The following is a 22,691-nucleotide window of genomic DNA, read 5'->3' as shown; positions in this document are numbered from 1 at the left end:
ATGAAGAATTAAAGAAGAGACCTTATAAAATCCTTTTAAATATCCAATCCTTCCTCCCCCTATAATCCCCCTACTTGCTTTTTTGAGATGGTCCAAGTGTAAATGTAGTATGAAAATTAGCATAGAGATGGTCAAGATAAATGAGCAAATAGACAGATAAAACGGTACGCTTAGAATAGCTTCCAACAATGTGAAGATTACTCACTTATGATTTGCTCATCTAGGCTACAAACGATTAATAAAGAACGTACTGAGCACTTCTGGAGTATGCAAAATATGATTAGTTTTCGTTAACATTTCAATTTAAAAAATCAACGCATTCAAGACGTGACATGCCAGAACAGAATATAACAGGCAAAACAAAAAGCCAGCCCATAAAGAGGACTGGCTTAGTTCTTGTTGGTGCTATCTATGAATTTGAGGTTTTTCAAAGCGTAGGACAAAGCCATATTAATCAATTCATTTCTTGATCGATTGCTCTGCTTAGACAATTCATCAAGCTGTTCCTGTATGGCCTTATCAATTCGAATCGTAATGGTGACAGACTTATCTTCCTTTGGCGTTACAATAAAATCATCATTGCTCATTGTGTTCACCTCAACTATCAGTATAGAAATAACAATGATGTATTGGTATAACACAATATGCAATCATAAAAGAATACAAATCCAATCAATATATGGTAAGATATGCTTGTTGCCTTTTATTTCGACAAAAAGTGAGGTTAAACACTTATGGTATGGAAAGTTCTACTCGTTATTTCTCTTGTGTTCGTGAATGTTGTCTTAGCTTCTGTATTGTTATGGAAATATGAGATGCGACAGGACTACTCTCCTACAGTAAAAGAGCAAACGACTGTTGCTGTTAATTCAGCAAAAAATGCGCAAAATAAAGTAGATAATCAGCCTCAGAATGAAATGAAAGTAGAGCAGACGAAGCAAAATCTTACGGACGAGCAAAAAATCCAATATGCTATTCAACAAGCAGTTACAAGACTACAAGGAATCAATGTTTACAAAAGGAACCAACGATATGTAGTTGAAGCGGAATACACATTAGAGGATGGTCCGCTTTTAAAAAGTGCTGCTGAAAAGGTAGCTCGTGACTTTACATTTTCAGCATACGCAACAGGGTTGCCTTTAGCTCGAACATCGATCATTATTAACAAGCCTACTGGAATCGTAGGATTAGTAGTGTCGGTTGGCAACAACCAAGCAAGCACACAGCCAGCAAGCACTTGGACGGACGCTCAAGTAGGGCCAACTCTATTTATGAATTGGGTTAAACAACATGCCAATAGCGATTACAAAAACATTGAGAATCATACAGCAGTTAAAGATAATTTCTAACGTGTACATTTCAAATCTCACACAGTAAGATAGCTCCAACTTTGTGAGAGGGGTTGAAACAACAAATGGATGAAGTGGCCAAGAAAAATGATTTGATTCAGAAATACTTCTATACGGTGCGATTAAAAGATGAACTTATGGAGAAGATTCGTCAAGGTCAAATCACGCTAGAAGAAGTAGGGCAACTAACGAAGCTTAATGAGGAACAGTATGAGCTTGTAGCTGAAATGATCAACTTGCAGTTGATACAGATTCATGTGTCGGAAGAATAATACGGAGAATGGCAGAGAAAGTACTCGATTATGGGTGCTTTCTTTTTTTATGCTTGACAGCATAATACCAGCTTGGATTTCTTGGATGGAATAAAATTTTTCTTTCAATATGACATCATTCGACAAAAAAGTTCAATGCCACATTTCCTTTTTAATACTGCATTGAAATCTTCTATTTCCCTCCATTTTCATCCATTGTACCTCTCTTGAAGATGCTTTATTATCGCTCTACAAGCATCCGGATTGCTTATTAAATTCAGGAGGAGCCAATGGTTCATAATAATATGCTAATTGAAAATGCCGCTAGTCGATTCTTTAAGGAAGGACAGTTTCAGCCTGTTGGTATGGCGAAGTATTTGTTAGAGCAGTTACCTACGTTCAATGATAATGGTCATTTGTATGTATATCAGAATGGCGTTTATGTCCGTGATGGTGAAAAGAAGATCAGGCAATTCGCACAGTGTTTGCTAGGGGACAGAAGCCGCAAAAAATACATTGAGGAAACGCTATACTACATTACCAATCAGACCTTGTTAGATCGTAATTTGCCACTACAGACAGATGATGATTGGATCAATTGCAGTAACGGACTTCTTAACTGGAAGACTGGAGAATTAAAGCCACATACACCTGAACAACTTTCAACGATACAGATCCCAGTGAAATGGAATCCAGAAGCTTATAATGCTCATGTTCTAAACTTTCTAGAAACCATTGTACCTAAGGACACCGTGAATCTTGTACTTGAAATGATCGGGTATTGTTTGATACAGAATGTGAAATATCAAAAGTGCTTTATTTTCTTGGGTACGGGTTCCAATGGCAAAAGTAAGCTCATTGAACTCATCGAGGCATTTGTAGGGAAGCAGAATCGTTCGAGCGTATCACTACAGGAACTGGAAGGAAGTCGTTTTAAGGTTGCTCAGTTATATAACAAGCTGATCAACATTTGTGCGGATATTTCGCATAAAGGGCTTTCCAAGACGGAAACGATTAAAAAGGTTACAAGCGGCGATAGCGTTAATGCTGAGTTTAAGGGGAAAGACCCATTCGACTACAATCCTTTTGCTACTCTCATCTTCTCGGCCAATGCACTGCCAGGCACACAAGATGTAACAGAAGGATTTTTTAGAAGGTTAATGATCATTCCCTTTCCATTCAAATTTACAGATGAAAACCGTGATCCTAACATTTTGGAGAAGATTACGACGGAGGACAGCCTGTCTTACTTGTTAAAGCTGGCAGTAGAAAGTCTAAGGCGACTGGATCGACAAAAAGGATTTTCGGATAATGAATCGACAAGAAAAGCGCTTGAGCAATACAAGTATGAAGCCGATCACGTTCTGTCCTTCGCAGAAGAATGTTGTTGTATGACTGGTGACGTTAACTATCTGCTAACGGATACAAAGAAAATGTATGAGGTGTACAAACAATGGTCAACAGACAGTGGTTTGCATTCTAAAGGAAAGAAGAACTTTAATAAACGACTCTTGGAACTATATCCTGAATTAATCTACGATTATCGACCAAGGCGTGGTGGTCCAAGATATTGGAAAGGGATTAGTTTGTTGAGCGAGTTCATATAGTTGTGCACCAAAACAAGAACCTGAATGTCACCGGAATGAATGCCATAGGTCAGTAGTAAGCTGTTCATGCCGCATTGAAAAAGAAAACGCTGCACCAGAATCACCGGAATGGATTGCACATCTTTCTTTATTAAGTTGCGGAGTAAACCGATTTAACTAACAGCGGAAATGCTAGTCCTATTAACGGCTTGCTGATGATTTCAGTCCAAAAAATTAAAATTATTTGGTCATCAAGCACCAGTACAACGTGTACATGTTCAGCCAACAGCCTGTACAATTTGCTCAACCAATAACTGGTAATTACATACAGGAGGTTGAGGCAATGGTTAAGGCCAGTATTAAAAAGGTTGTCGGCTATGTACGTGTCAGTTCAGAAGGCCAGAAAGAAAACACATCGATTCAAGAACAATTGAAGAGAATCAGTGCGTATTGTGTGAGTCAGAACTGGCAATTGGTTAAGACGTTTTGTGATGAAGCTAAGTCTGCTTCTTGCACAGACGAACGGCAAGAGTACAATGCGATGGTTGAGTATGTTTGCGATAAGACAAATGGTATTGATGCGATTATCGTGTTCAAATCAGATCGCATTCACCGTCATTTAAAGAACTTGTTGATTATGATTGAGGATGAACTAGAGCCGAATGACATTGCTTTTGTTAGCGTCTCTGAAAACTTTGATACCGCATCTCCACAAGGAATGTTGACACTGCAAATGCTAGGCAGTTTCGCTGAGTTTGAGCGGAACCTGATAAATGAACGGACACGTTCTGGCAGAATGGTTACTGCAAAGTCAGGCAAGTATGCTGGTGGCAAGATTCCATATGGCTACATGCTTCAAGACGAGCAAATTGTAGTTAATGAAGTGGAAGCGCACATCATTAAACAGATTTATAGGATGTATCTTGAGGGTAAGAGCTATGCTTATATAGCAGAACTATTGAATAGGTTGCAAAACAATGACCTAGACGATTCTGGATGTTCAAGCCAGCACAAAGTGAAGCAATGGTCACGCACTTCAATATGCTACATGCTTAGAAACTCAACGTACACTGGTATTTACAGCTATAACGGCAGGAAAGAGAAGAATAATCTACAGAGTAAAACAGCTATTCCAGCCATCATTTCCAAGCAACAATTCAATAAGGTACAAAGAATGCGAATTGACAAGAAAGCTACTACTTATGGAAAAGAGTTATAGGCACTTTAGTAGACTAAATTTAATATTCAAGTCCCACTAATATAATTACTTACGACAGACTATTTTGAAGTATGGCATATTGCTGTAGTATCATTGCGCATCGTGAACGCCTGCGATGAACGCTTGCCCTCAGATTGCAAATCCATATTTCACCTATTGTTCTTTGACAAATAAATCATTTGAGTGATTGCTAGAGGATAGTATTGCTCATCTATCTTTGCGCATCGTGTTCGTTACGGTGAACGCTCGAAACTGGAGGTTGCGAGCTGTCCTTTATCAATCACTCAAATGGCTAATCAGCAGAAGTACATGATAAATCTACACTTGGAAAGGATGATCGAGATATGGAAGAACGCTTGAATTTTTTATACGTAGGAATAGACCCTCATAAACATCAACATACAGCAGTAGCACTTAATTTATTTCATAAGAAGATTGACAAAGCATTTACGTTTGATAACAGACCGTCTGCATTTCCACAAATGATACAGCAAATAAAAAAGATCGCCGTTAAAGGTAATTTCAGTTCAATCATATTCGGCTTGGAAGATACGCATAATTTCGGAAGGAACTTGACTATCTTTCTTAAAGAGCAGAAATACTTGGTCAAGGAAGTAAATAGCAAACTGTCGGAAGCGAAGAGGAAAAGCTATGCAACAGTCAAAAAGTCAGATGCTTGGGATTCTGAGTGTATCGCCGCTGTTTTAATCGAAGAGTATGATCGATTACCAGTAGCCAATCCTATTGATCATTATTGGGCAATCAAGCAGCTAGTCTCACGGCGAACATCAAGTATGAAGGGATTGGCATTTTCGATCCGTAAGCTTCACTCTCAGTTGCAGCATCATTATCCAACTTATCGAAAATTCTTCTCTGAACTGGATGGTAAAACATCTCTCGGCTTTTTTCATCGGTTTCCATCACCAAGACACTTAGAAGGCGTTACACTCGAGGAATTGACTCACTTTCTACGGAAATTGAGCAATTATGCGTGTTCTACAAAGAAAGCAGAGCAAATTTTAACACTGGTGAGAACGGATGGACAGTTTGATAGTGACTTTCAAGACAAGCGTGATTTCATTGTACGAAGTCTTGTCAAAGAGATTCGATTTCACAAGAGGGAGATTTCGGAAAGTGAAGACGAGATTAAGCCACTCATGGACCAATTGGGCATCAGGCTAGATACATTGACTGGTGTTGAATTAGTTACTGCGGCATCCTTTATAGCAGAAATTGGTGATGTAAATCGATTTGCTTCTTCTAATCAACTTGCTCGTTTTGCTGGCATCGCACCTATTGAGGTTGGCTCTGGCGGTGAGGTAAAGCATAAAAAAACAAGTCAAGGTAATCGAGTGCTGCACGAATTATTCTTTCAGTTAGCATGTCGTCAATTGGCACTCTCCAGAAGACATAAGGAGCCACGAAATCCTATATTCCTTGAGTATTATAACGAAAAGCGTTCAAAGGGCAAGACAAAAGGACAGGCTATTGTTTGCATTATGCGGAAGCTTGTAAACATCGTCTATAAGATGATGAAGAACAAGACGGAATACGTAAGACCTGTTACCCAAAAGGAAAATGCTGTATAATTATCAATAGAAACGGCGGTGTTAATCAAATGATTGCATCGCCTTTTATTATGCGGAGCTATGGTTCATCATTCAGGATACGTACAAGGGCAGTGTTTGGGATACGCAAAGCTTGAATTTGTATAGTTATACTTGGAATAACCCAATTAATATGGTAGACCCAAGTGGACATGTTCCAAACGGTAAAAATATTAAAACACTCATTGATGTAGCTAGAACAAACAATACTTCACAAGTCTTTTGGAATATCCGCTCTTCATTGGGAACGGATGCCTTAAAGTTCTTTAATAATGCTACTAATGATGATAATAACCAATTCAAATGGTTATTTGGTTTGGCAACTATGACAGCATGTGATAGTAATAATAATTGCCATCCTGCAACAGAGGCTGATACGGACTATACAGAGGGTAACGCAAATTGGGCTACTGCAATACTTGCAGCTTCTTTCGAGAATAAAAGCCGAGAAGATGCTGAATTTTACGCAGGGCAATGGGACTTTGTATTATCAAGTATAGAAGCACCATTAGCTGTGTTTTCAAAATCAGGAAAATCAATTTCAACGTTAGCCCAATTGGAAGGATTAGCAACTGAGGCGGAGGCGTCAGTTGGGCAGAGTGGAACTGTAGCTGGAACCCTTAAGCATAGTTATTTCGCTACGAAAATTGATGCTTTAGGGAATAATTTATTAAAAACCGAAGTTACTTATTTGAATGGTAGTGTGGTAAGCTATGGGACAAAGGGTGCAGCGAGGCTAGATGCTGTGGAGTACAACGTAGACGGTACAATTAAAGCTGTGTTCGATTTGAAAACAGGAAAAGCAGGATTAACGGCAAAAAGGATTAAAGAAATTCAAGCACAATTGCCTAACTATGCTCCTGTATATGAAGTTAGACCGAAGTAATGAAGAGGTGATGTTCTTGACTGATACCAAAAAAATTAAGCAGCTCATCAAACATAACATGAGTCTCTATGCCAAGGAAAAAGGGTTTAAATTCCAAAATCCTACATTACTGTATAAACTGAACGGGAATTTCGTTCAGATACTTGACTTTACGGTACAACCGAAACACTTCTACTGTAACTATGCTTTACAACCACTCTATGTTCCAGCCACTACTTTTGTTTTAAGTTGTGGTAGTAGAGTTAGAAAGCAAGGAAAAGATTTATGGGACATTGGAGATTCAGAAATTTCTTTGGAACAATCTGTAACTGAACTTAAAAAAAATTTGGATGCGGAAATTTCACCTTGGTTTGAGGAAAAAGGAAGTATGGAAGGATTGGTTTCATTCATTGAAGGTTCAGAAATAACTGATTCTAAATTTGTAGGTTTCCCACCACATTTACGCTATATCTATCTTGGTTTTAGTTATTTATCTTTAGAACAATATGATAAAGCTAAGCTTACTCTGGAGAATGTATTGCAGTTCTTTCAGGGAGATTCACGCCCTTGGGTGCAAGATACTTGTGCTTTAGTGAGAACGATGTTAGAGCTAGCTAAAAATGAACCAAGCAGTTTAAAAGTAAAGTTAAGTGAAATTATTAATCAAAACAAAGTACAGTTAAAACTAAAAGTCTAATGTCAAACCACCTTGCGACTAACCATCGTAAGGTGGTTTTTCTTATTAAAAAAATATTATCGCACCTATTGACTTAACAATGTTAAGGTGATATTATGTTCTTAACAAAGTTAAGGAGTTGATTTTTATGTTCGGTTTGAAGTGTGTTTTACAGACATATAATATGACAAATTCTGAATTAGCAAAGCAACTTCAGATTAATAGGGCTAACATCTCGATGTGGATTAAACAGCAAGACATTCCGCTAAATAAACTTGAAGAATTAAAACAAATATTCCCGATAATCCCTGTTGAATTGTTTAATAAGGAATTAAATTCAAAAGAAGAATTAAGAGTTCAGGAATTATATATAACTCAAACTGATGAGTTTGAAGAAGTTGAAGTGCCTATCTTTAATGAGGAAACAGGTGAAGAAGTGTGGGTAACCAAGAGGATATATCAAAATGAGGGGTTAATCTATCATCTTCGTGAGGAACAAAAGAAAATTGAAATATTGGAGGACTTACAGGAATTGCTCCAAGATGGACCTGACCAATATAAGAATGAGAAATTCATTAAGAAGTTACTAAAAATTTTAAAAGAAGAAAATCCAAAGCAATTGGGTGTGGTAAAAATGATGTTTTATTTCTTGAACTCTGATAACGAATGGGGATTCGATCCATTCTTTAATTCAAGTAAGGGTACGCAAGAAATGTACAACGAAGTAGGGGAAATCTTAAGGAAATACAAAATCATTGAGTAATTACAAGCATTACATTAAAGGAATGATCCTCGTGGATACAAGTTGATATAACATACTTAATCCACTCTAAAATTTTAGAATCAGATAAAATTTATAGGCTAAATTACAGACGAAAGAAGGTTCTCAATGTTTGATACAGTTCACCTCTATGCAAAAGGCATATACATTAACGCAGATATGCTGAATCAGCATAATCCCAAAGTAGTTACATTTTTAAAGCAAGAAACAGGAGCATTAAACACTAAATACGTGATATATGACGAGAAAATCCCTTATATCACGTACAATGACGGTTCATCAATTTTGAATGTTCAAGTTTCCATTCCTAAATTCCTATACGGAAACAATGTATCCCAAATATCAGAAGGGGATATACTTAAGTTCTTTGAGGAACTACAGAAGAGGATATTTCAGTTGCTCTCCATCCGTATAGAACATGAAGAATGGATTACGAAGCGTTGTGACGTATCTTGGAATTTCCAAGTTGGGAATGACGTGAGCGAGTATATTAGGCATCTGAGCAAACAGAAGCTTGCCTTTAAGAATACGCATAGTCACAATCATGACCAGACGGTAGAGTTCTCAAATAAAAGCAATCGAATCATCTTTTACGATAAACACAAACAAACGAAGAAGATGAAAGAACCCGCAGATATTATTGAGCAAGCCAAAGGGGTTCTACGCTTGGAAGTCAGACCAAGTATCCACGATATGAAAAAGTTCTCACAAGCACGTAAAGCCATTGAGTTACTGAACAAGGAATTATTTGAGTTCATGACAGGCAAGGTACTGGAAGAACTAAGATACCCTGTTGAAGTTTCCAGTATTGGTATCTCATGGCTAATGGAAAACAAAGAGAACATATCGAAGATTGAAACATTGCTTGGCTTTCAAATGCTTCAAAGCATGATGGATGAAACCACACTAAAAGAGTTGTACAGACCAGCAACTTATGGAAACCGTAAAAGCTTGGCAAAAAAAATGACAATTCCCGTTGGGAACTGCCTGAGTCCATTGACAATAGACTATGCCAAAATAGGCTGAGAAGTCATCTAAAACTAGACTGCTTTTATTCGTCACGATAACGATAAGAATGCTAAATTTTTAGATGAATTTAAAAGAACCTAAATCCGTTTTTCTTTTATTTATAGGAATTTGAAGCGGGTAGATTCTGAAAATTCCACAAGCTACGATAAACCCCACTCGGGGATGGTTTACATCTAATCATACTTAATGGGGTTCTAAAAAAGGCATAGCACATCCAGAGCGACAGCCAAGTTGAAAATGAATACGATAGTTATTCAGTAGAATCCTCTTCAACTATAAGTTCATGGATGCTAATGTTCAATGCATTGCAAATTTGTTCAAGAGTTCGTATATAGACCCTATCGACGGAATCAGAACAAAGATGATTTATAGTTGCATGTCGAATATTCATTTGCAAAGATAACTGACGCTGTGAAATTCCTTTTTCAGCAAGTATTTCTTTTAAACGAATCTTTACTCTCATTTCAAAATAGTCCTCCGTCTAAAAAAATACGCTTAAAGGTACTATATCATATTCTAGCCAATTTAGCATTGATATATACGCTTAAAAGTAATACAATAGATATATACTCTTAAGGGTATAACTCATAAGCGTAACACTAATTACAATTCCTGTAACGGTAGGGTGAAAACAAAATGAATGTCATAGGTTATATTCGTGTAAGTACACAAGGACAAGCAAAGGATGGCTATAGTTTAGGCTATCAGATGGACGAAATTGAAACGTATTGTAAGGAGCAGGGATGGCACTTACAGCACATCTTCTCAGATGAGGGTATTAGTGGAGCAAAGGTGGATGAGGATGCCTTAGAGGTTCAGAGAGAAGGATTTCAAGACATGTTGGGATTCTTATCCAAAAGTAAAATGGATTTGGTGATTGTTTTGAATACGAGCAGACTGTGGAGAAGTGATATTGTGAAAGTGCTTGTGCATCGAGAGTTCAAGAAACATAACCTTGATATTCACAGTATTGAACATCCGTCTTACAGCATCTATAAGAAAGACCCTTCTGACTTCTTGATTAATGGTCTAATGGAATTGCTGGATGCTTATCAACGTCTTGAAATCGCAATGAAGTTAGGACGAGGGAGAAGCAAGAAGGCATCAGAGGGTAAGTTTGCAGGTGGAGGAATCCCTTTTGGCTATAAAGGAAAAAGAGGTTCTAAGTGCATTGAAATAGATGACAAGCAAGCAGAAGTAGTACGTAGATTGTTCCACATTAAGGAACAGTATTCTACGGATTCACTTTCATCACTAGCAGGTAAATTGAATGATGAAGGATTCAAAACGGGGCAAGGAAAAGCTTTTACAAAGGTACAGGTCAAACGACTTCTTGACCGCAAGGAGTTTTATGAAGGTAATTATCGCTATGGAAATATTGAAGCAGTTGGATTGCATACAGCCATTATTTGATTGATTTGAATGCTTATACGGAGAAGGATATTACTAAGGTATCTTTGTGGCTTGACCACTCGAAATGAGGATGTGAACCTTCTTCTCAGTAAGCATTCAAATGAAAATCTCATAATCAACAAGGGGGAAGCTTGTGGAACTACATGACATGGAAGAAGAAATTAGACTAAAGCATATTTTTGTTGGAATTGATTTGCATAAGAATCATCATACAGCAGTCATTCTCAATGGATTTAAGAAGAAACTTGGCGAGTTTAAGTTTGACAATAAGCCAAATGAGTTTCCAAAATTATTAGCAGAAGTAAAAAAGTATCTCAAAAAGGGTATTACTCCTGCATATGGATTGGAGGATACAGGGGGCTACGGTAGGGCATTAGCTGTATTTTTGGTTGAACAGAAGCAGATTGTAAAAGAAGTAAACCCTGCCCTTCCAAATGGTGTACGTAAAGCGAATGCAATCACTCAAAAGTCAGATGAATGGGATGCTGAATGTGTTGGTCATGTACTCATTGATAAATTTGAAAGATTGCCAGATGCAAAGCCAATAGACCAATATTGGGTTATTGCTCAACTTGTGACCACAAGAACGGCAACTGCAACAGATTTGACGGTTCTCATAAACCAACTTCACGCACAGCTAGGGCATCACTATCCCAGCTACAGAAAGTTCTTTAGTGAACTGGATGGTAAAACTTCCTTAGCCTTCTTTGAGAAGTTTCCTGCACCAAACCATTTAGAGGGTGTTACGGTTGAAGAATTAAGGGAGTTCCTGCTGAAACCTAGCAACTACGCATGTTCCTTCAAGTCAGCAGAGAAAATACTTAATCTGATTCATGAGGATGGAAGTACCAAACGTGAGTATCAAGAGGACAGGGATTTTATTATCCAGAGTCACATTAGACGTATAAGAAACTGCAAGGAAGAACTTCAAGCAACTGAGGAACGATTGGCAGTGATAATGAAAGAAACAGGATATAAGCTAGAATCTATGTATGGCATTGAATTGGTTTCTGCATCAGGTTTTGTTGCAGAGATTGGAAACATCGGCAGGTTCAAAAGTTCTGAGAAGCTAGCACGATTTGCAGGTATTGCTCCTGTTTTTAAGGGTTCAGGAGATAAGGGGAAATACTATAAATGTAAGCAAGGGAATAGGGTATTGCATGAGTTGTTTTACAGACTTGCATGTCGGCAGATTGGAACTAAACGAGGAAGCAAAGAGCCTAACAATCCCTATTACTATGAGTATTACCAACAGAAGATGTTGGCAGGAAAAACAAAAACTCAGGCTATTATTTGTATCATGCGAAAATTGGTAGATGTGGTCTACGCTTTAATGAAAAATAAGACAGCATATGTAAAGCCAACAGTACAATACAAGTTAGCAGGATGATATAATTTGGTGGTAACTGGAAGCTAGGTCGCCATCTTTTTTATATCAATTGAACGGTTTATAAACTAGGATACGTATAAAGGGACACTAGGCAATCCGCAGAGTCAGAATGGGTATGCTTATGTTTGGAATAATCCATTGCGTTATACTGACCCAACAGGTCATCAAGTTATGGGTGAAGGTGGCGTTTACGGATCAGGGTATATGGGAGAAAACTCAACCCCTGATGTATTCAGATATATTACCAATGGAATTTTGGATGGATGGGAGCTAAGTGGTAAAATCGCAGGTATCCTAGTGATTGATGATATAGAGACCATTATCGATCCTGATGCTAGTACCTTTGATAAGGGATTGGCAGCGGCAGGTTTTTTACCTTTAGGCAAGCTGATTAAAGGTGGAAAAATAGTTGTTAAACTTGCCAATAAGGAAAAAGAAATCGAAGTAGCAGTTGAAGCAACAGATACCGCTATTCAGGCTGCTGCAAAATTAAGCAATAAGCAAATTAAGCATATATTGAATGGACACATGCCAGACACATTTGCAAAACAAGTGAATTATATGCCAGAAGCTGATTTTACCAAATACCTTGAGGATAATACTTTCTTTAACTCTAGCTGGACTAAGGAGGACATTATTTCGGGCGTAGAAACTGCATACCAGAGTGCATTTAAGGACGGAGTAACTGGAAGATACGACTACTATTACAATGGCGAGTATATCAGATTGTTCATTGATTCGAACGGAAATCTAAGTTCAGCTTATGGATTAAATAAACTTACAAAGAGTTATTTCGGAAAGTAGGAATGGAATGGTCAAAATATTTTACCGAATCAATCCAATGGAAATCGATTCTGAATCATCGCTGATTTCAGTTCGAGACGAGTTCCCCATAACGGGGCATTTTCGAATAGATTTCAATCATACGAATAGTTATGGATACTTTCATGATAGACCACTACAAGACGGAGAGATGGGATTAGAATCCATTTTAACTTGGTTTGAATTACTTGTAGAAGCTACATTAGCGATTTCTAAAGAGAATTTTGTATTACTAGATGTTATTGAATCAAACAATACATGGATACAATTTGTTAAAGTCAGTGCTGACGAGATTGATGTTAGCATAATTAAAGCGACTAAACAGGCGGGAGGAGGATTTATATCTACGTCACCTTTAGATCAATATGAGTATGGTGAATGGAAAAATATCCGAATAAATGAGAGGCAATTTAAAAACGAATTAGTTACTAAAGCGAAGCAATTTGTCGGAGAGTTGGAGAGTATTAACAAGATATTTCTAGTTACCACTCCTATAGTGAGTCTTTTAGAAAAGTTGGGTAGATTATAAGTTTTAACCACCTTGCGACTAACCATCGTAGGGTGGTTTTTTTTTTTGTCTGCCGCTGGACAGCATGTAGCCATTATTTGAAAGAACAAGGGTCGGGTTACCCATATTACCGCGCTTCCCCTTTTCCTTCCAAATAAACCCACATGCACACTCACAGACGTATTCACGATTAATTTTCAGCGATACGACAGGGTTTAGTAGAAAGCAAGCAGCTAAAAATTAAATCAAGGTGTGGGGAACGCTGTTGTATCATTGCGCATCGAAAGATGAACGCTTGCCCCCAGATTGCGAATCCATACCTTTATGCTTGTTCATTGACAAACGATGTTTTGGTGGTTGATACAGGTCGGTGCTGCTAGTGTATCTTTGCGAATCCATGTGATTAACGCTCGATCTTGGAGGTTGCACACCGCCCTATATGAGCCACTAAACCATCCATAACAACATGAAGGGGTTGCCAAAGTTGCATGAACGATTGAACTATCTTTATGTCGGTGTTGACCCTCACAAGCGGCAGCATACCGCTGTGGGACTAGATTTCTTCCGTCAGAAGGTATGCGAAGTTACGTTTGAAAATAAGCCTTCCGTGTATCCGAAGATGGTCAATGAAATCCGCAAGTATGCTAATGCTAAAGGTTTAACCATTATCTTCGGCTTGGAGGACACTACCAACTATGGGCGAAACTTGACGGTCTATTTGATTGATGAAGGCTTTACCGTTAGAGAAGTAGGTAGCAAGCTGTCTAGTGCTAAACGCAAGAGCCACAACACCGTTAGGAAGTCTGATTCATGGGATGCAGAGTGCATTGCAGCGGTACTAATTGAGGAATTTGACCGTTTACCCATTGCTAAGCCTGTTGACCATTATTGGGCAATTGCGCAGCTTGTATCGCGACGACATGCCAGCATGAAAGGATTGGAGTTTTCAAAAAAGAAACTTCATGCGCAGCTAGGACACCATTACTCAAGCTACCCTAAATTCTTCACAGAGTTAGATGGCAAAACGGCTCTCGGCTTCTTCCACCGCTTTCCCTCTCCAAAGTACCTTGAGAGTGTGACTGCTCAGGAATTAGCCTACTTCCTGCGTAAATTAAGTAATAACGCCTGCTCTACGAAGAAAGCGGAGGAAATCTTGACGCTTGTGAAGGCGGATGGCGAATTGCATAGAGCGTTTCAAGAGAAGCGCGATTTCATTGTTAGAAGCATTGTGAAGGAGATTCGTTTTCATAAGCGAGAAATCGCATGTGCGGAGCGAGAAATTAAGCCGCTAATGGAGGATTTGGGCTTTAAGCTGGATACCATGACAGGCATTGATTTGGTTTCATCAGCATCGTTTGTTGCGGAGATTGGAGATATTAATCGCTTTGCTTCTGCGAACCAGCTTGCTAGATATGCAGGGATTGCGCCTGTGGAGGTAGGCTCGAGTGGTAAAATCAAACACTGTAAGACAAATCAAGGCAATCGTGTGCTGCATGAATTGTTTTTTCAATTGGCTTGTCGACAGCTTGCTTTGACACGCAGGCATCATGAACCGCGCAATCCGATGTTCTTGGATTATTTCCACAAGAAACAGTCGGAGGGCAAGACGAAAGGGCAGGCAATCGTCTGCGTGATGCGTAAGCTGGTGAACATCGTTTACAAGATGATGAAGAATAAGACGGAGTACATTCTTTCTCCCTAGCAGGGAAAAGTTGTATAATGGTAGCAGTGGCGGTATTTCAATCATGTTGAAGTGCCGCCTTTCATTTAACTCTTATGACGGTTTATCAATCAGGATACGTATAAGGGGGCGTTAGGAAATCCGCAGAGTCAAAATGGGTATGCGTATGTTCAGAATAATCCGTTGATTTATACTGACCCTTCTGGTCACTTCAAAGATGGAGATGAAAAGTATAACGAAGATGTTTTGCTTCAACTTTCCATGTATACTGAACAGTGGGAATTTGCCGATACAGCATACAATTTAGGTTTAATTAATTACGGTGATAAAAAAACAATTCAAGGAAATGCGGAGTATTTTTCAGATAATGTAAGATGGGCAGCGGATCATCCTATAAAACAAGCTTTAGGTGAAGTCGCATTGTTTATTATGGATGCTGAAATTGGCGACCCTGATATTGCTTATGCCGATTCGGATATCGAAAATCCTTTGTCCAAAATTTATAATAATGACAACTATGAAAAAATAAGAACTGCGAATAACCCTTACGGTTCGAAGGGAACTCCAGAGCATCAAAAAACAGTTCAGGAGTTAGAGGACTTAGCCAAGGAAAGGTATCCTAACCGTGCAGAGTATAATATTCATAATCAAACATCAATAAAGAGTATGGTAGATGTGAATAGAATACCTGACGTGTGGGTTGAAGACAGAGCGACAGGAAAAGTTGTAGAGGTCTTTGAAGCTGTAAGGGCAAATTCAAAGGGAATGGTTCCACGAGAAGTGAAAAAGGGAGTTGAATATACTGCTAAAGGTATTAAGTGGACAGTAAAGTATGTTATAAAAGCTTTGAAATAGAACGAGGTGAAGTGAGTTTGGCTAGATTTGATTTTTTTGCATCCCCGAAAGATAATACCGAACTGATTAAGGTTATCTTAGGACAAACCGAACTTAAACTTATTCCAGTAGATAATTATAAGTCACAGAAAGACCTTATTTTTGTAAGAGAAGTTGATAGTATTGTTGAATGCACATTAGAAAGGATCGGTATGTTTCATCTCTGGGAAGAGAGTTTTTATCCAGTGTTTCCGTTAGACTATCATATTTTAAATACCAAGAACGAGTTTAATGGTTTACTGAGTTTTCATGCTGCACCAAGCTTAGTTTTTTCAACTTCTCATTATGTTATTAACAAGGATGGTGATGGGCTTAGAGGGGTATCGGGTTACTTATCGCATACAAAAGAACTTTATGACAAAGCAAATCATGCCGTAATACCAATCCCTCATTCGGTTAAAGGGGAACATAAGCGTGTCGTTAAAATTATGAAATCTAAGATGAAAAAGCTTAAAGACAAGAACATTTGGTTTGGCGAAGAAGCTTATGAAATGTTTGTAAAGGGAGAATTGGAGATTTACTACGGTCATTTAGGAAGATGGATTACATATAAAGATGTAATTTGATAGCTTCTCTAGCCACAAACGAGACTAACCTCTCGTTTGTGGTTTTTCTTTTGTCCGCCGCCCGCAGTGCAACGCAATGGTGCTGAGTTTGCCCACAAAGGAGGGGCAAACTAGGGTAAAGGTTGGCGAGTGAAGGTCGAAAGGGCAATCGTAAAAGGTGAGAGGCGATGATAGGTGGCGGTTATTTTGTTGGATGTAGCTATAAGTCTGTCATGATGATCCCAGTTCCGTATACTCGATACAAGGTTTAATGGTCTTTCCGCCACCCATCGCCATTATAGGTGTGAGATTTGAGTATGGTGTTGTGCCAGAAGTCTAGTTGGATCCAACAAAAGGATTACTTTGAAAGTACTTTACGGTGCATAATTATTCCGGTGTAAAGGTACATTGGACAAGCTGCTTACTCTAGACCTGAAAAATCCAATGGGGGAAGCATTCTTGTTGAATATACAGGAACTAGCCCAATCTCTTGAAGTTTCTCCATTTTTCGATTGTAGGTTGATTTTGAGGGCTTAGCGATTGCCTCAGAACCCAATAGCTTCTGAGTTAAAATGAATCCCATTATCTCTTGGGCGGTACCAAACGGCTAACAATCCCTATTACTATGAGTATTACCAACAGCGGTTGGCGGCAGGAAAGACCAAGACACAGGCAATCATTTGTATAATGAGAAAGTTAGTTGATTTGGTGTATGCACTAATGAAGAATAGGACGGAGTATACCATGCCTGTCGTATTGAAAGAGGCAGGATGATATAATTGGAACAGATGGGCGGCGATTGGAATACAATCACCGTCCATTTTTACGAGTCAATACGGTTAGTTAGCTAGGATACGTATAAGGGGACGTTAGGTAATCCTACGAGTCAAAATGGGTATGCTTATGTGGAGAATAACCCATTAACTCGTACTGATCCGACAGGGCATTCATATGCTTGGTCTCTTAATTTGATTTCTAAGGGTTACAATAATGAATCTTACAATTCTGCTAATGCTTCGCTTTTAATATTTGGAGCTAATGGTCTCTCAGCCGCAATACCTGAATTCTCTGATTTTGCTGATGCAGAGGCTAACTTTCGTCAATTATTTGTTCCATTTCATGAAATTGCACAAATACAAGCTGCAAAAGCAATTTATGATAAATATGGAAAATCCCCGACACTAGAAAAAAGTATTAGTAAACCAAAAGGGGAAGGCAAAGGGAATTATTATGCTGATATCGTTTTGGGAAATAAAGTTTGGGAAGTAAAGCCACTAAATGGAGAAGATCCAAAGCCTCAGTTAGAACTATATAAAAAGGCAGGTAATCTAATAGAAGGGGATTATTTTAATCCGATCAATGGTGTACCTGTATTTGGTAATGTTAAGATGAATGTATCATTCCCAGCAGCTGGAGAGGTTAATTATTCTTTATATTATGAAAATGAAGATGGAGGTATAAAAGAGTTAACTACAGTAGGCGCGGCTTATATAGTAGCTAGATTATTATTAAAAATGACTCCATGGGGTGGAAAACTATCCCCTGGCTATTGAAGAAGGGAAGATGGCAATGCAGTTCGATGAAATTGACAAGTTGTATTTTCCACCTAATTTTGAGGTTAAGCTTTCGACTACCATAAAGGTTATGGTTAAAATAAATAATAAGTTAGATGGATACCATATAAGAAATCTTCCTAATCTTATAAGTAATTGGACATACCCTAAGGGGGGGAAGAACTTTAAGCCATTTAGCTTAATAGAGTTTAACCCTGCTGAAAACGGATTTGTAGCAGAAATAAGATTGATTAAAAAAGATAATGAAATTGATGAGTTAAAATTATTCTGTCAGGATATCTTAGATATTTTTAATTGTGAAAAAATAAGTGTATTAGAATGGGAAATGGAAGAACTGTAATTTTGGATTATATCTACAAATTACCACCTTGCGACTAACCATCGTAGGGTGGTTTTCTTTTTGTCCACCGCTGTATCGCTAACAACACATATAACCATTGAACTAATAAGAGTTCCACGCCCCTCAGCAACGAATGGCAAAAATGAGGATTTGGTGCGGTCTGGTGCTAGAGAACCGATTCTGATAGGCTTGCAAGCTGGGTAGATGTGGTAAAATAGCAGTAGTTGGGTTAGGAATTATTGAGCGGTTTATTAGATAGGATACGTATAAAGGGCAGATTGATAATCCGCTGAGTTTGAATTTGTATACGTATGTTTATAATATTCCAGTAAAATACAATGACCCAACAGGACATTGCCCAGTTTGTTTAGTCTATGTGTATGCTTCAGCAGTCCTAGCCTCACCTGACCTTCCAATGGATATTAATAATATATCTATGGATATTGCAGAAGCAGACTTTTTCGCAGCAGCATTAGATACTCTTTCAGCAGCAGTTCCTGGTTTAACTGGATTGGGGAGAGGCGCTAAAGCAGTTAATCAAGTGGTCGAGGGTCTCAATAAGCTAGAGAAGTCTGAGAAAATTGCCGCTATTCAAGGTGGAAAGCTTGTAATGGCGTATAGCGATTTGCGTAAAGTCAGCAAAGGGACAGGATTAGAAGCACATCACTTGATTGAAAAACGATTTATCTATCAGATTAACAAGGGGTTAGAAGCTGCAGGTAAAAATAAAATTGTAGAGAATGATATATTGTCAATTGCAATTGACAAGGACACACATCAGAAGATAACGAATTTATTCAGACAAAAAATCGGATATGCATATGATAATAAAACGATTAGAACGGATAATGCTGAACTTCAAGATATTTGGGATGCAGTAGTTGACGTGTATACAGAAGTTAACATGCCAGAGTGATAGACACGTTGAAGCCGGTATTTATGGAAATGGGAGTAAAAGTTAGTAATTATTTCGGAGGATAACGATGAAACGTATTGCGCTTCTTAAAATTAGAGGAAATCAAGATACTACAAACGAAATTTATAGTCAATTCCATGAGAAAGTTGATAAAATTTCATCTTTGCCCTCTGGGTTGGAAATTATAACGGATGAAGCGTCAATTGGATTTTTAGACTTAATGCAAGTACTTGAAACAAATCGTATCGATTATAGTTTTTTTGAATCGAGAGAATATACAAAACAAGAATTGAAGGAAGCGAATTTTTTTCATGTAGGTGTTCACTACCCATGGGAGCATGATGCTCTCAAGGATGCTGAACATTATGGGACAAAATACGAATTTGTTCACGATCATCGCTGCGAACACTGCGGTAAAATTCAGGCTTCTGAATTAAAGTTAGATGTGAAGAAGATCGGTAAGAACCACTTTGTTCACATTAGACCTGAATTTATTATTACTGATTATGCTAAGGAGGTAATTGAGAGCAATCAGCTTAGCGGTTATGAAATCCTTCCTGCTAGAGATTATAAGGATCGGGATGTGCAAAAGGTATATCAGTTGGTTGTAAAGAATATTTTGCCACCAATTGATGATCAGGTACGCATTGATCCCTACGAGCATTATTCTGTCAGTGATTGTGAATATTGTAGTTCGAAAGGTTTCCCTCGTTCGGAATTTATTTATAGGAAGGAAGAAATGGAGCAGTTTCAGGACTTTAATTTGACCTTTGAATATCTGAATGCTTATCGTATTCCATTGTTGATCGTAAGTGCAAAAGTGAAAGAACTTTTTCAGAAACATAAAATTAAGCTACTAAGACCAGAACCAGTTAGATTCATTTAAGATTTTGTGTGTTTTAATAATGCCACCTTGCGACTAACCATCGTAGGGTGGTTTTCTTTTGTCCACAGTGTAGCTTACAAAGCAAATAACTGCTCAGAAGTGCTACTGACGGAAAATGATTGACAGCAATTGATTTATTAGTGAGGATACGTATAAGGGGACGTTAGAGAGTCCGCAGAGTCAGAATGGATATACTTATGTAGGTAATAATCCATTGATTTATACTGATCCGACTGGGCATCGTTATTCTGGAAAGGATACGTGAAAGGATACGTGAAAGGATACTTGGCTGACAGCAGGTAACATAGAGTACTCAATTTTAGAGGCTAGGAAAACGGAGGGTGACTATTCATTCCAACGTGATTTTCTCGGTCAAACTCGAATAAAACATTTGAACGGATTTGAAGAACTTAATCGAAATCAATTCTTGTATTTGTTCAATATGGCAACAGGTCATCATTACATGGCTAGTGAAAATACACCTGAAAATGCTGAATGGGCAAAAAATGATCTTATTAATAGATTTCAAAAAGGGTATAGTATTTTACAGTCACCTGAAGCACTTGAATTGGCTTTAGCTGGTAGTCGTAGTTTATCAATTCTAGCTGAAGAAGCGGTGGCAGCTAAGGCGGCAACATCATATTTTCCATCGGGTAATTCTGCACAGATACCTCGAACAGGAGCTATGGAATGATTACTTCAAGAGCAAATATGGAAACGGAAATGTTACTTGGGGCTCTTGGGGACGGTTGGACGAGAGGTACGTATGGCTCTGCAGGTACTGGGTGGAAATTCACAAGCGGCGATAAGTCTGTGTTCTATCATCCAGGTGGAGGGGTTCATGAAGGGTCATATTATGGATTTGCAAGTGGACAAACTGGTAGAGTTAAGGTAGTAGGGTCTGATAATAAACCGTTACCTGACGATGGAGCTACGATTATTCAAAATTAAAGGAGACTTTTTTAATGGGGAAAATCTCTATAGAGAAACTCATGAAGCTATACGTAGATACAATAAATAAGTGCGGAACATACTTGCTACATGAGGACGATGTGACAATCGGGTATAACATTTTTGAAGAATTCGATACAGGGGTTATTTCATTTTTACACAATGAGACCTTGGAAAGACTGTACCAAGCTGAACTTATTAGTGATGAGACGATGTATAAAAGCTCTATTCTAAGAAACTTAGTTCTAGAGTTACAGCAAGGAAATTCATGGAATGTTGATGCAGTAAGAAATGCACCTGAATGGAGGAAAGTACTTGAACTAGCAGATGAAATCAAGGGTTGTTTGGCGGCTGATTAAAAACCCTACCCAGTGCCTAATGAACTCATTTTCAACCCCTAAATAACGCTAGTGTCAAAACCTCTACTCGAAGCAATTAAGAAAGGTGGAGGAACTATTAAAGTAAGAAGAGGAGCTAACGACTTTGTGGATTATGAATATTTCCATAGTTAGGCTGAGGACACTATGAACGAAATGACTGCAGTTATTTTTACTATAACGCCTTTTAATACGGCTGAAATTGCAAATAAATTTTTTGAAAATCTTGTTAAGAAAGGTTTTACCCCTCAAAAAATTGGTACATATGAACCTTTAAGGAAATCATATACTCCAAGTGAAGCTATGGAAATGTGGACACGTGAGGAGGCGGGTTGTTTTGATGAGAAAGTGGGAAGGATGGTCGGTAAAGCTGGGGGAATGCTTGGGAAAAGCATTTCTCCAGCATTTCAATTTACTACTCAATGGTATAAGTGTCCAAATAAGGTTTCGTTGAATTATATTGATTTTTATTTTTCATTAAAAACTTTTATGAAACACAAAGATGCAATAGTAACTCTTTTTAAGGAGACAATTGAACTAGTCGATGGTATTCACGGCTACATTTCACACGATAAAGCCCAAACTCGCCAACACGTGACAGGTACATTAGAAACAAGGATGCCAGGGGTATTTTGGTGTAATTACTTTGGTAAGACTTACGTAGATTTTTTTAGGCAGGATACTATTCTATCGTTACCGTGGCAGAAAACCGAATCTCTATCAAACGGTTTACTTACTTTACTAGCAAATGAACCACATCAAGAATTACTGGATTCTCCAAATTTAGAGACAACAGCAAAGGAACTTCTTGGAATAGATTCATTTGGTAATAAGGCTGAATATGATGCCACGCCTAATCACTTCGGACCACAATACAAAAGAGTTCCTCCTTTAGGTTGATAACTAAACCACCTTGCGACTAACCATCGTAGGGTGGTTTTCTTTTTGTCTGCCGCTGTATCGCTAACAAAACAAATAACCGCTCAGAGAATATGATCGGCAGAAAGTTACGTTGAAAAATTGATACTACT

Annotated in this window: 26 protein-coding genes; 24 read left to right on the top strand and 2 right to left on the bottom strand. The window is 38.2% G+C overall.

Going from position 1 to position 22,691, the window contains the following annotated elements:
- Positions 1-389 precede the first annotated feature (389 nt).
- Positions 390-587: a CopG family ribbon-helix-helix protein gene (locus ASG93_RS18025; protein ID WP_056833932.1), complete on the bottom strand. Its 198-nt coding sequence runs from the start codon at positions 585-587 to the stop codon at positions 390-392.
- A 147-nt stretch (positions 588-734) separates the two neighbouring features.
- Here ASG93_RS18025 and ASG93_RS18020 point away from each other — a divergent pair, with 147 nt between their 5' ends.
- The 9 genes from ASG93_RS18020 (at position 735) to ASG93_RS17980 (ending at position 9,360) form a co-directional block, all read left to right on the top strand.
- The gene (locus ASG93_RS18020; RefSeq protein ID WP_056833931.1) at positions 735-1,349 is read left to right on the top strand and encodes a hypothetical protein; all 615 of its coding nucleotides are present in this window, start codon (positions 735-737) and stop codon (positions 1,347-1,349) included.
- Positions 1,350-1,414: 65 nt separating this feature from the next.
- Positions 1,415-1,621, top strand: a complete 207-nt coding sequence (locus ASG93_RS18015; protein ID WP_056833930.1) for a hypothetical protein — start codon at positions 1,415-1,417, stop codon at positions 1,619-1,621.
- 269 nt (positions 1,622-1,890) lie between these two features.
- Positions 1,891-3,207 carry a phage/plasmid primase, P4 family gene (locus tag ASG93_RS18010; protein ID WP_056833929.1) on the top strand — a complete coding sequence of 439 codons (1,317 nt, stop codon included), beginning with the start codon at positions 1,891-1,893 and terminating at the stop codon, positions 3,205-3,207.
- 322 nt (positions 3,208-3,529) lie between these two features.
- Positions 3,530-4,405: a recombinase family protein gene (locus tag ASG93_RS18005; protein ID WP_056833928.1), complete on the top strand. Its 876-nt coding sequence runs from the start codon at positions 3,530-3,532 to the stop codon at positions 4,403-4,405.
- A 344-nt stretch (positions 4,406-4,749) separates the two neighbouring features.
- Positions 4,750-5,994, top strand: a complete 1,245-nt coding sequence (locus tag ASG93_RS18000) for an IS110 family transposase (protein WP_056833927.1) — start codon at positions 4,750-4,752, stop codon at positions 5,992-5,994.
- A gap of 112 nt (positions 5,995-6,106) precedes the next feature.
- Positions 6,107-6,898: a hypothetical protein gene (locus ASG93_RS17995; protein WP_156410946.1), complete on the top strand. Its 792-nt coding sequence runs from the start codon at positions 6,107-6,109 to the stop codon at positions 6,896-6,898.
- Positions 6,899-6,914: 16 nt separating this feature from the next.
- Entirely contained in the window at positions 6,915-7,574 is a 660-nt protein-coding gene (locus tag ASG93_RS17990) for a hypothetical protein (protein ID WP_056833925.1), read from the top strand.
- Positions 7,575-7,701: 127 nt separating this feature from the next.
- Positions 7,702-8,316 carry an ATP-binding protein gene (locus ASG93_RS17985; RefSeq protein ID WP_056833924.1) on the top strand — a complete coding sequence of 205 codons (615 nt, stop codon included), beginning with the start codon at positions 7,702-7,704 and terminating at the stop codon, positions 8,314-8,316.
- 126 nt (positions 8,317-8,442) lie between these two features.
- Positions 8,443-9,360, top strand: a complete 918-nt coding sequence (locus ASG93_RS17980) for a phage/plasmid replication domain-containing protein (protein ID WP_056833923.1) — start codon at positions 8,443-8,445, stop codon at positions 9,358-9,360.
- Between the two features lie 253 nt (positions 9,361-9,613).
- Here the strand turns inward: ASG93_RS17980 and ASG93_RS17975 are convergent, their stop codons facing one another.
- A complete protein-coding gene (locus ASG93_RS17975; protein WP_056833922.1) occupies positions 9,614-9,826 on the bottom strand; it encodes a helix-turn-helix domain-containing protein in 213 nt (70 codons plus the stop codon).
- Positions 9,827-9,999: 173 nt separating this feature from the next.
- On the opposite strand from ASG93_RS17975, the gene ASG93_RS17970 reads away from it, so the two are divergent.
- The 15 genes from ASG93_RS17970 (at position 10,000) to ASG93_RS17900 (ending at position 22,560) form a co-directional block, all read left to right on the top strand.
- On the top strand, positions 10,000-10,776 hold the full coding sequence (locus ASG93_RS17970; RefSeq protein ID WP_056833921.1) for a recombinase family protein: 777 nt from the start codon (positions 10,000-10,002) through the stop codon (positions 10,774-10,776).
- Positions 10,777-10,924: 148 nt separating this feature from the next.
- Complete coding sequence (locus tag ASG93_RS17965; RefSeq protein ID WP_056833949.1) at positions 10,925-12,166, top strand: IS110 family transposase; 1,242 nt, start codon at positions 10,925-10,927, stop codon at positions 12,164-12,166.
- A gap of 138 nt (positions 12,167-12,304) precedes the next feature.
- Positions 12,305-12,970 (top strand): hypothetical protein, encoded by a 666-nt coding sequence (locus tag ASG93_RS17960; RefSeq protein ID WP_056833920.1) that lies wholly within the window; start codon positions 12,305-12,307, stop codon positions 12,968-12,970.
- Positions 12,971-12,977: 7 nt separating this feature from the next.
- Positions 12,978-13,517, top strand: a complete 540-nt coding sequence (locus ASG93_RS17955; protein ID WP_056833919.1) for a hypothetical protein — start codon at positions 12,978-12,980, stop codon at positions 13,515-13,517.
- 463 nt (positions 13,518-13,980) lie between these two features.
- Positions 13,981-15,198: an IS110 family transposase gene (locus tag ASG93_RS17950; protein ID WP_056833918.1), complete on the top strand. Its 1,218-nt coding sequence runs from the start codon at positions 13,981-13,983 to the stop codon at positions 15,196-15,198.
- Positions 15,199-15,360: 162 nt separating this feature from the next.
- Positions 15,361-16,032 (top strand): hypothetical protein, encoded by a 672-nt coding sequence (locus tag ASG93_RS17945; RefSeq protein ID WP_056833917.1) that lies wholly within the window; start codon positions 15,361-15,363, stop codon positions 16,030-16,032.
- Between the two features lie 17 nt (positions 16,033-16,049).
- The gene (locus tag ASG93_RS17940; protein WP_056833916.1) at positions 16,050-16,637 is read left to right on the top strand and encodes a hypothetical protein; all 588 of its coding nucleotides are present in this window, start codon (positions 16,050-16,052) and stop codon (positions 16,635-16,637) included.
- An 884-nt stretch (positions 16,638-17,521) separates the two neighbouring features.
- Complete coding sequence (locus ASG93_RS17935) at positions 17,522-18,169, top strand: hypothetical protein (RefSeq protein ID WP_056833915.1); 648 nt, start codon at positions 17,522-17,524, stop codon at positions 18,167-18,169.
- 10 nt (positions 18,170-18,179) lie between these two features.
- On the top strand, positions 18,180-18,530 hold the full coding sequence (locus ASG93_RS17930) for a hypothetical protein (RefSeq protein WP_156410945.1): 351 nt from the start codon (positions 18,180-18,182) through the stop codon (positions 18,528-18,530).
- Positions 18,531-18,831: 301 nt separating this feature from the next.
- The gene (locus ASG93_RS17925; protein WP_156410944.1) at positions 18,832-19,446 is read left to right on the top strand and encodes a hypothetical protein; all 615 of its coding nucleotides are present in this window, start codon (positions 18,832-18,834) and stop codon (positions 19,444-19,446) included.
- 67 nt (positions 19,447-19,513) lie between these two features.
- Positions 19,514-20,332, top strand: coding sequence for a hypothetical protein (locus tag ASG93_RS17920; RefSeq protein WP_056833912.1), 819 nt, complete (start codon positions 19,514-19,516; stop codon positions 20,330-20,332).
- Between the two features lie 463 nt (positions 20,333-20,795).
- Positions 20,796-21,026 carry a hypothetical protein gene (locus tag ASG93_RS17915; RefSeq protein ID WP_056833911.1) on the top strand — a complete coding sequence of 77 codons (231 nt, stop codon included), beginning with the start codon at positions 20,796-20,798 and terminating at the stop codon, positions 21,024-21,026.
- A complete protein-coding gene (locus ASG93_RS17910) occupies positions 21,023-21,283 on the top strand; it encodes a hypothetical protein (RefSeq protein ID WP_235550885.1) in 261 nt (86 codons plus the stop codon). Before ASG93_RS17915 ends, ASG93_RS17910 begins: the two co-directional genes overlap by 4 nt.
- Positions 21,284-21,297: 14 nt before the next feature.
- Positions 21,298-21,642: a hypothetical protein gene (locus ASG93_RS17905; RefSeq protein ID WP_056833910.1), complete on the top strand. Its 345-nt coding sequence runs from the start codon at positions 21,298-21,300 to the stop codon at positions 21,640-21,642.
- 165 nt (positions 21,643-21,807) lie between these two features.
- Complete coding sequence (locus ASG93_RS17900; RefSeq protein ID WP_056833909.1) at positions 21,808-22,560, top strand: hypothetical protein; 753 nt, start codon at positions 21,808-21,810, stop codon at positions 22,558-22,560.
- The last annotated feature ends 131 nt before the right edge of the window (positions 22,561-22,691 follow it).

The sequence above is a fragment of the Paenibacillus sp. Soil787 genome, from assembly GCF_001429545.1.
In the GTDB taxonomy this organism is placed as follows: domain Bacteria; phylum Bacillota; class Bacilli; order Paenibacillales; family NBRC-103111; genus Paenibacillus_E.
This window is presented reverse-complemented; position numbering and strand designations above follow the sequence as displayed.

Coding starts and splice junctions, on each gene's coding strand:
- ASG93_RS18025 (WP_056833932.1), bottom strand. CDS start 587: ATGAGCAATGATGATTTTATTGTAACGCCAAAGGAAGATAAGTCTGTC.
- ASG93_RS18020 (WP_056833931.1), top strand. CDS start 735: ATGGTATGGAAAGTTCTACTCGTTATTTCTCTTGTGTTCGTGAATGTT.
- ASG93_RS18015 (WP_056833930.1), top strand. CDS start 1,415: ATGGATGAAGTGGCCAAGAAAAATGATTTGATTCAGAAATACTTCTAT.
- ASG93_RS18010 (WP_056833929.1), top strand. CDS start 1,891: ATGGTTCATAATAATATGCTAATTGAAAATGCCGCTAGTCGATTCTTT.
- ASG93_RS18005 (WP_056833928.1), top strand. CDS start 3,530: ATGGTTAAGGCCAGTATTAAAAAGGTTGTCGGCTATGTACGTGTCAGT.
- ASG93_RS18000 (WP_056833927.1), top strand. CDS start 4,750: ATGGAAGAACGCTTGAATTTTTTATACGTAGGAATAGACCCTCATAAA.
- ASG93_RS17985 (WP_056833924.1), top strand. CDS start 7,702: ATGTTCGGTTTGAAGTGTGTTTTACAGACATATAATATGACAAATTCT.
- ASG93_RS17980 (WP_056833923.1), top strand. CDS start 8,443: ATGTTTGATACAGTTCACCTCTATGCAAAAGGCATATACATTAACGCA.
- ASG93_RS17975 (WP_056833922.1), bottom strand. CDS start 9,826: ATGAGAGTAAAGATTCGTTTAAAAGAAATACTTGCTGAAAAAGGAATT.
- ASG93_RS17970 (WP_056833921.1), top strand. CDS start 10,000: ATGAATGTCATAGGTTATATTCGTGTAAGTACACAAGGACAAGCAAAG.
- ASG93_RS17965 (WP_056833949.1), top strand. CDS start 10,925: ATGGAAGAAGAAATTAGACTAAAGCATATTTTTGTTGGAATTGATTTG.
- ASG93_RS17955 (WP_056833919.1), top strand. CDS start 12,978: ATGGTCAAAATATTTTACCGAATCAATCCAATGGAAATCGATTCTGAA.
- ASG93_RS17930 (WP_156410945.1), top strand. CDS start 18,180: ATGGCAATGCAGTTCGATGAAATTGACAAGTTGTATTTTCCACCTAAT.
- ASG93_RS17920 (WP_056833912.1), top strand. CDS start 19,514: ATGAAACGTATTGCGCTTCTTAAAATTAGAGGAAATCAAGATACTACA.
- ASG93_RS17915 (WP_056833911.1), top strand. CDS start 20,796: ATGGCTAGTGAAAATACACCTGAAAATGCTGAATGGGCAAAAAATGAT.
- ASG93_RS17910 (WP_235550885.1), top strand. CDS start 21,023: ATGATTACTTCAAGAGCAAATATGGAAACGGAAATGTTACTTGGGGCT.
- ASG93_RS17905 (WP_056833910.1), top strand. CDS start 21,298: ATGGGGAAAATCTCTATAGAGAAACTCATGAAGCTATACGTAGATACA.
- ASG93_RS17900 (WP_056833909.1), top strand. CDS start 21,808: ATGAACGAAATGACTGCAGTTATTTTTACTATAACGCCTTTTAATACG.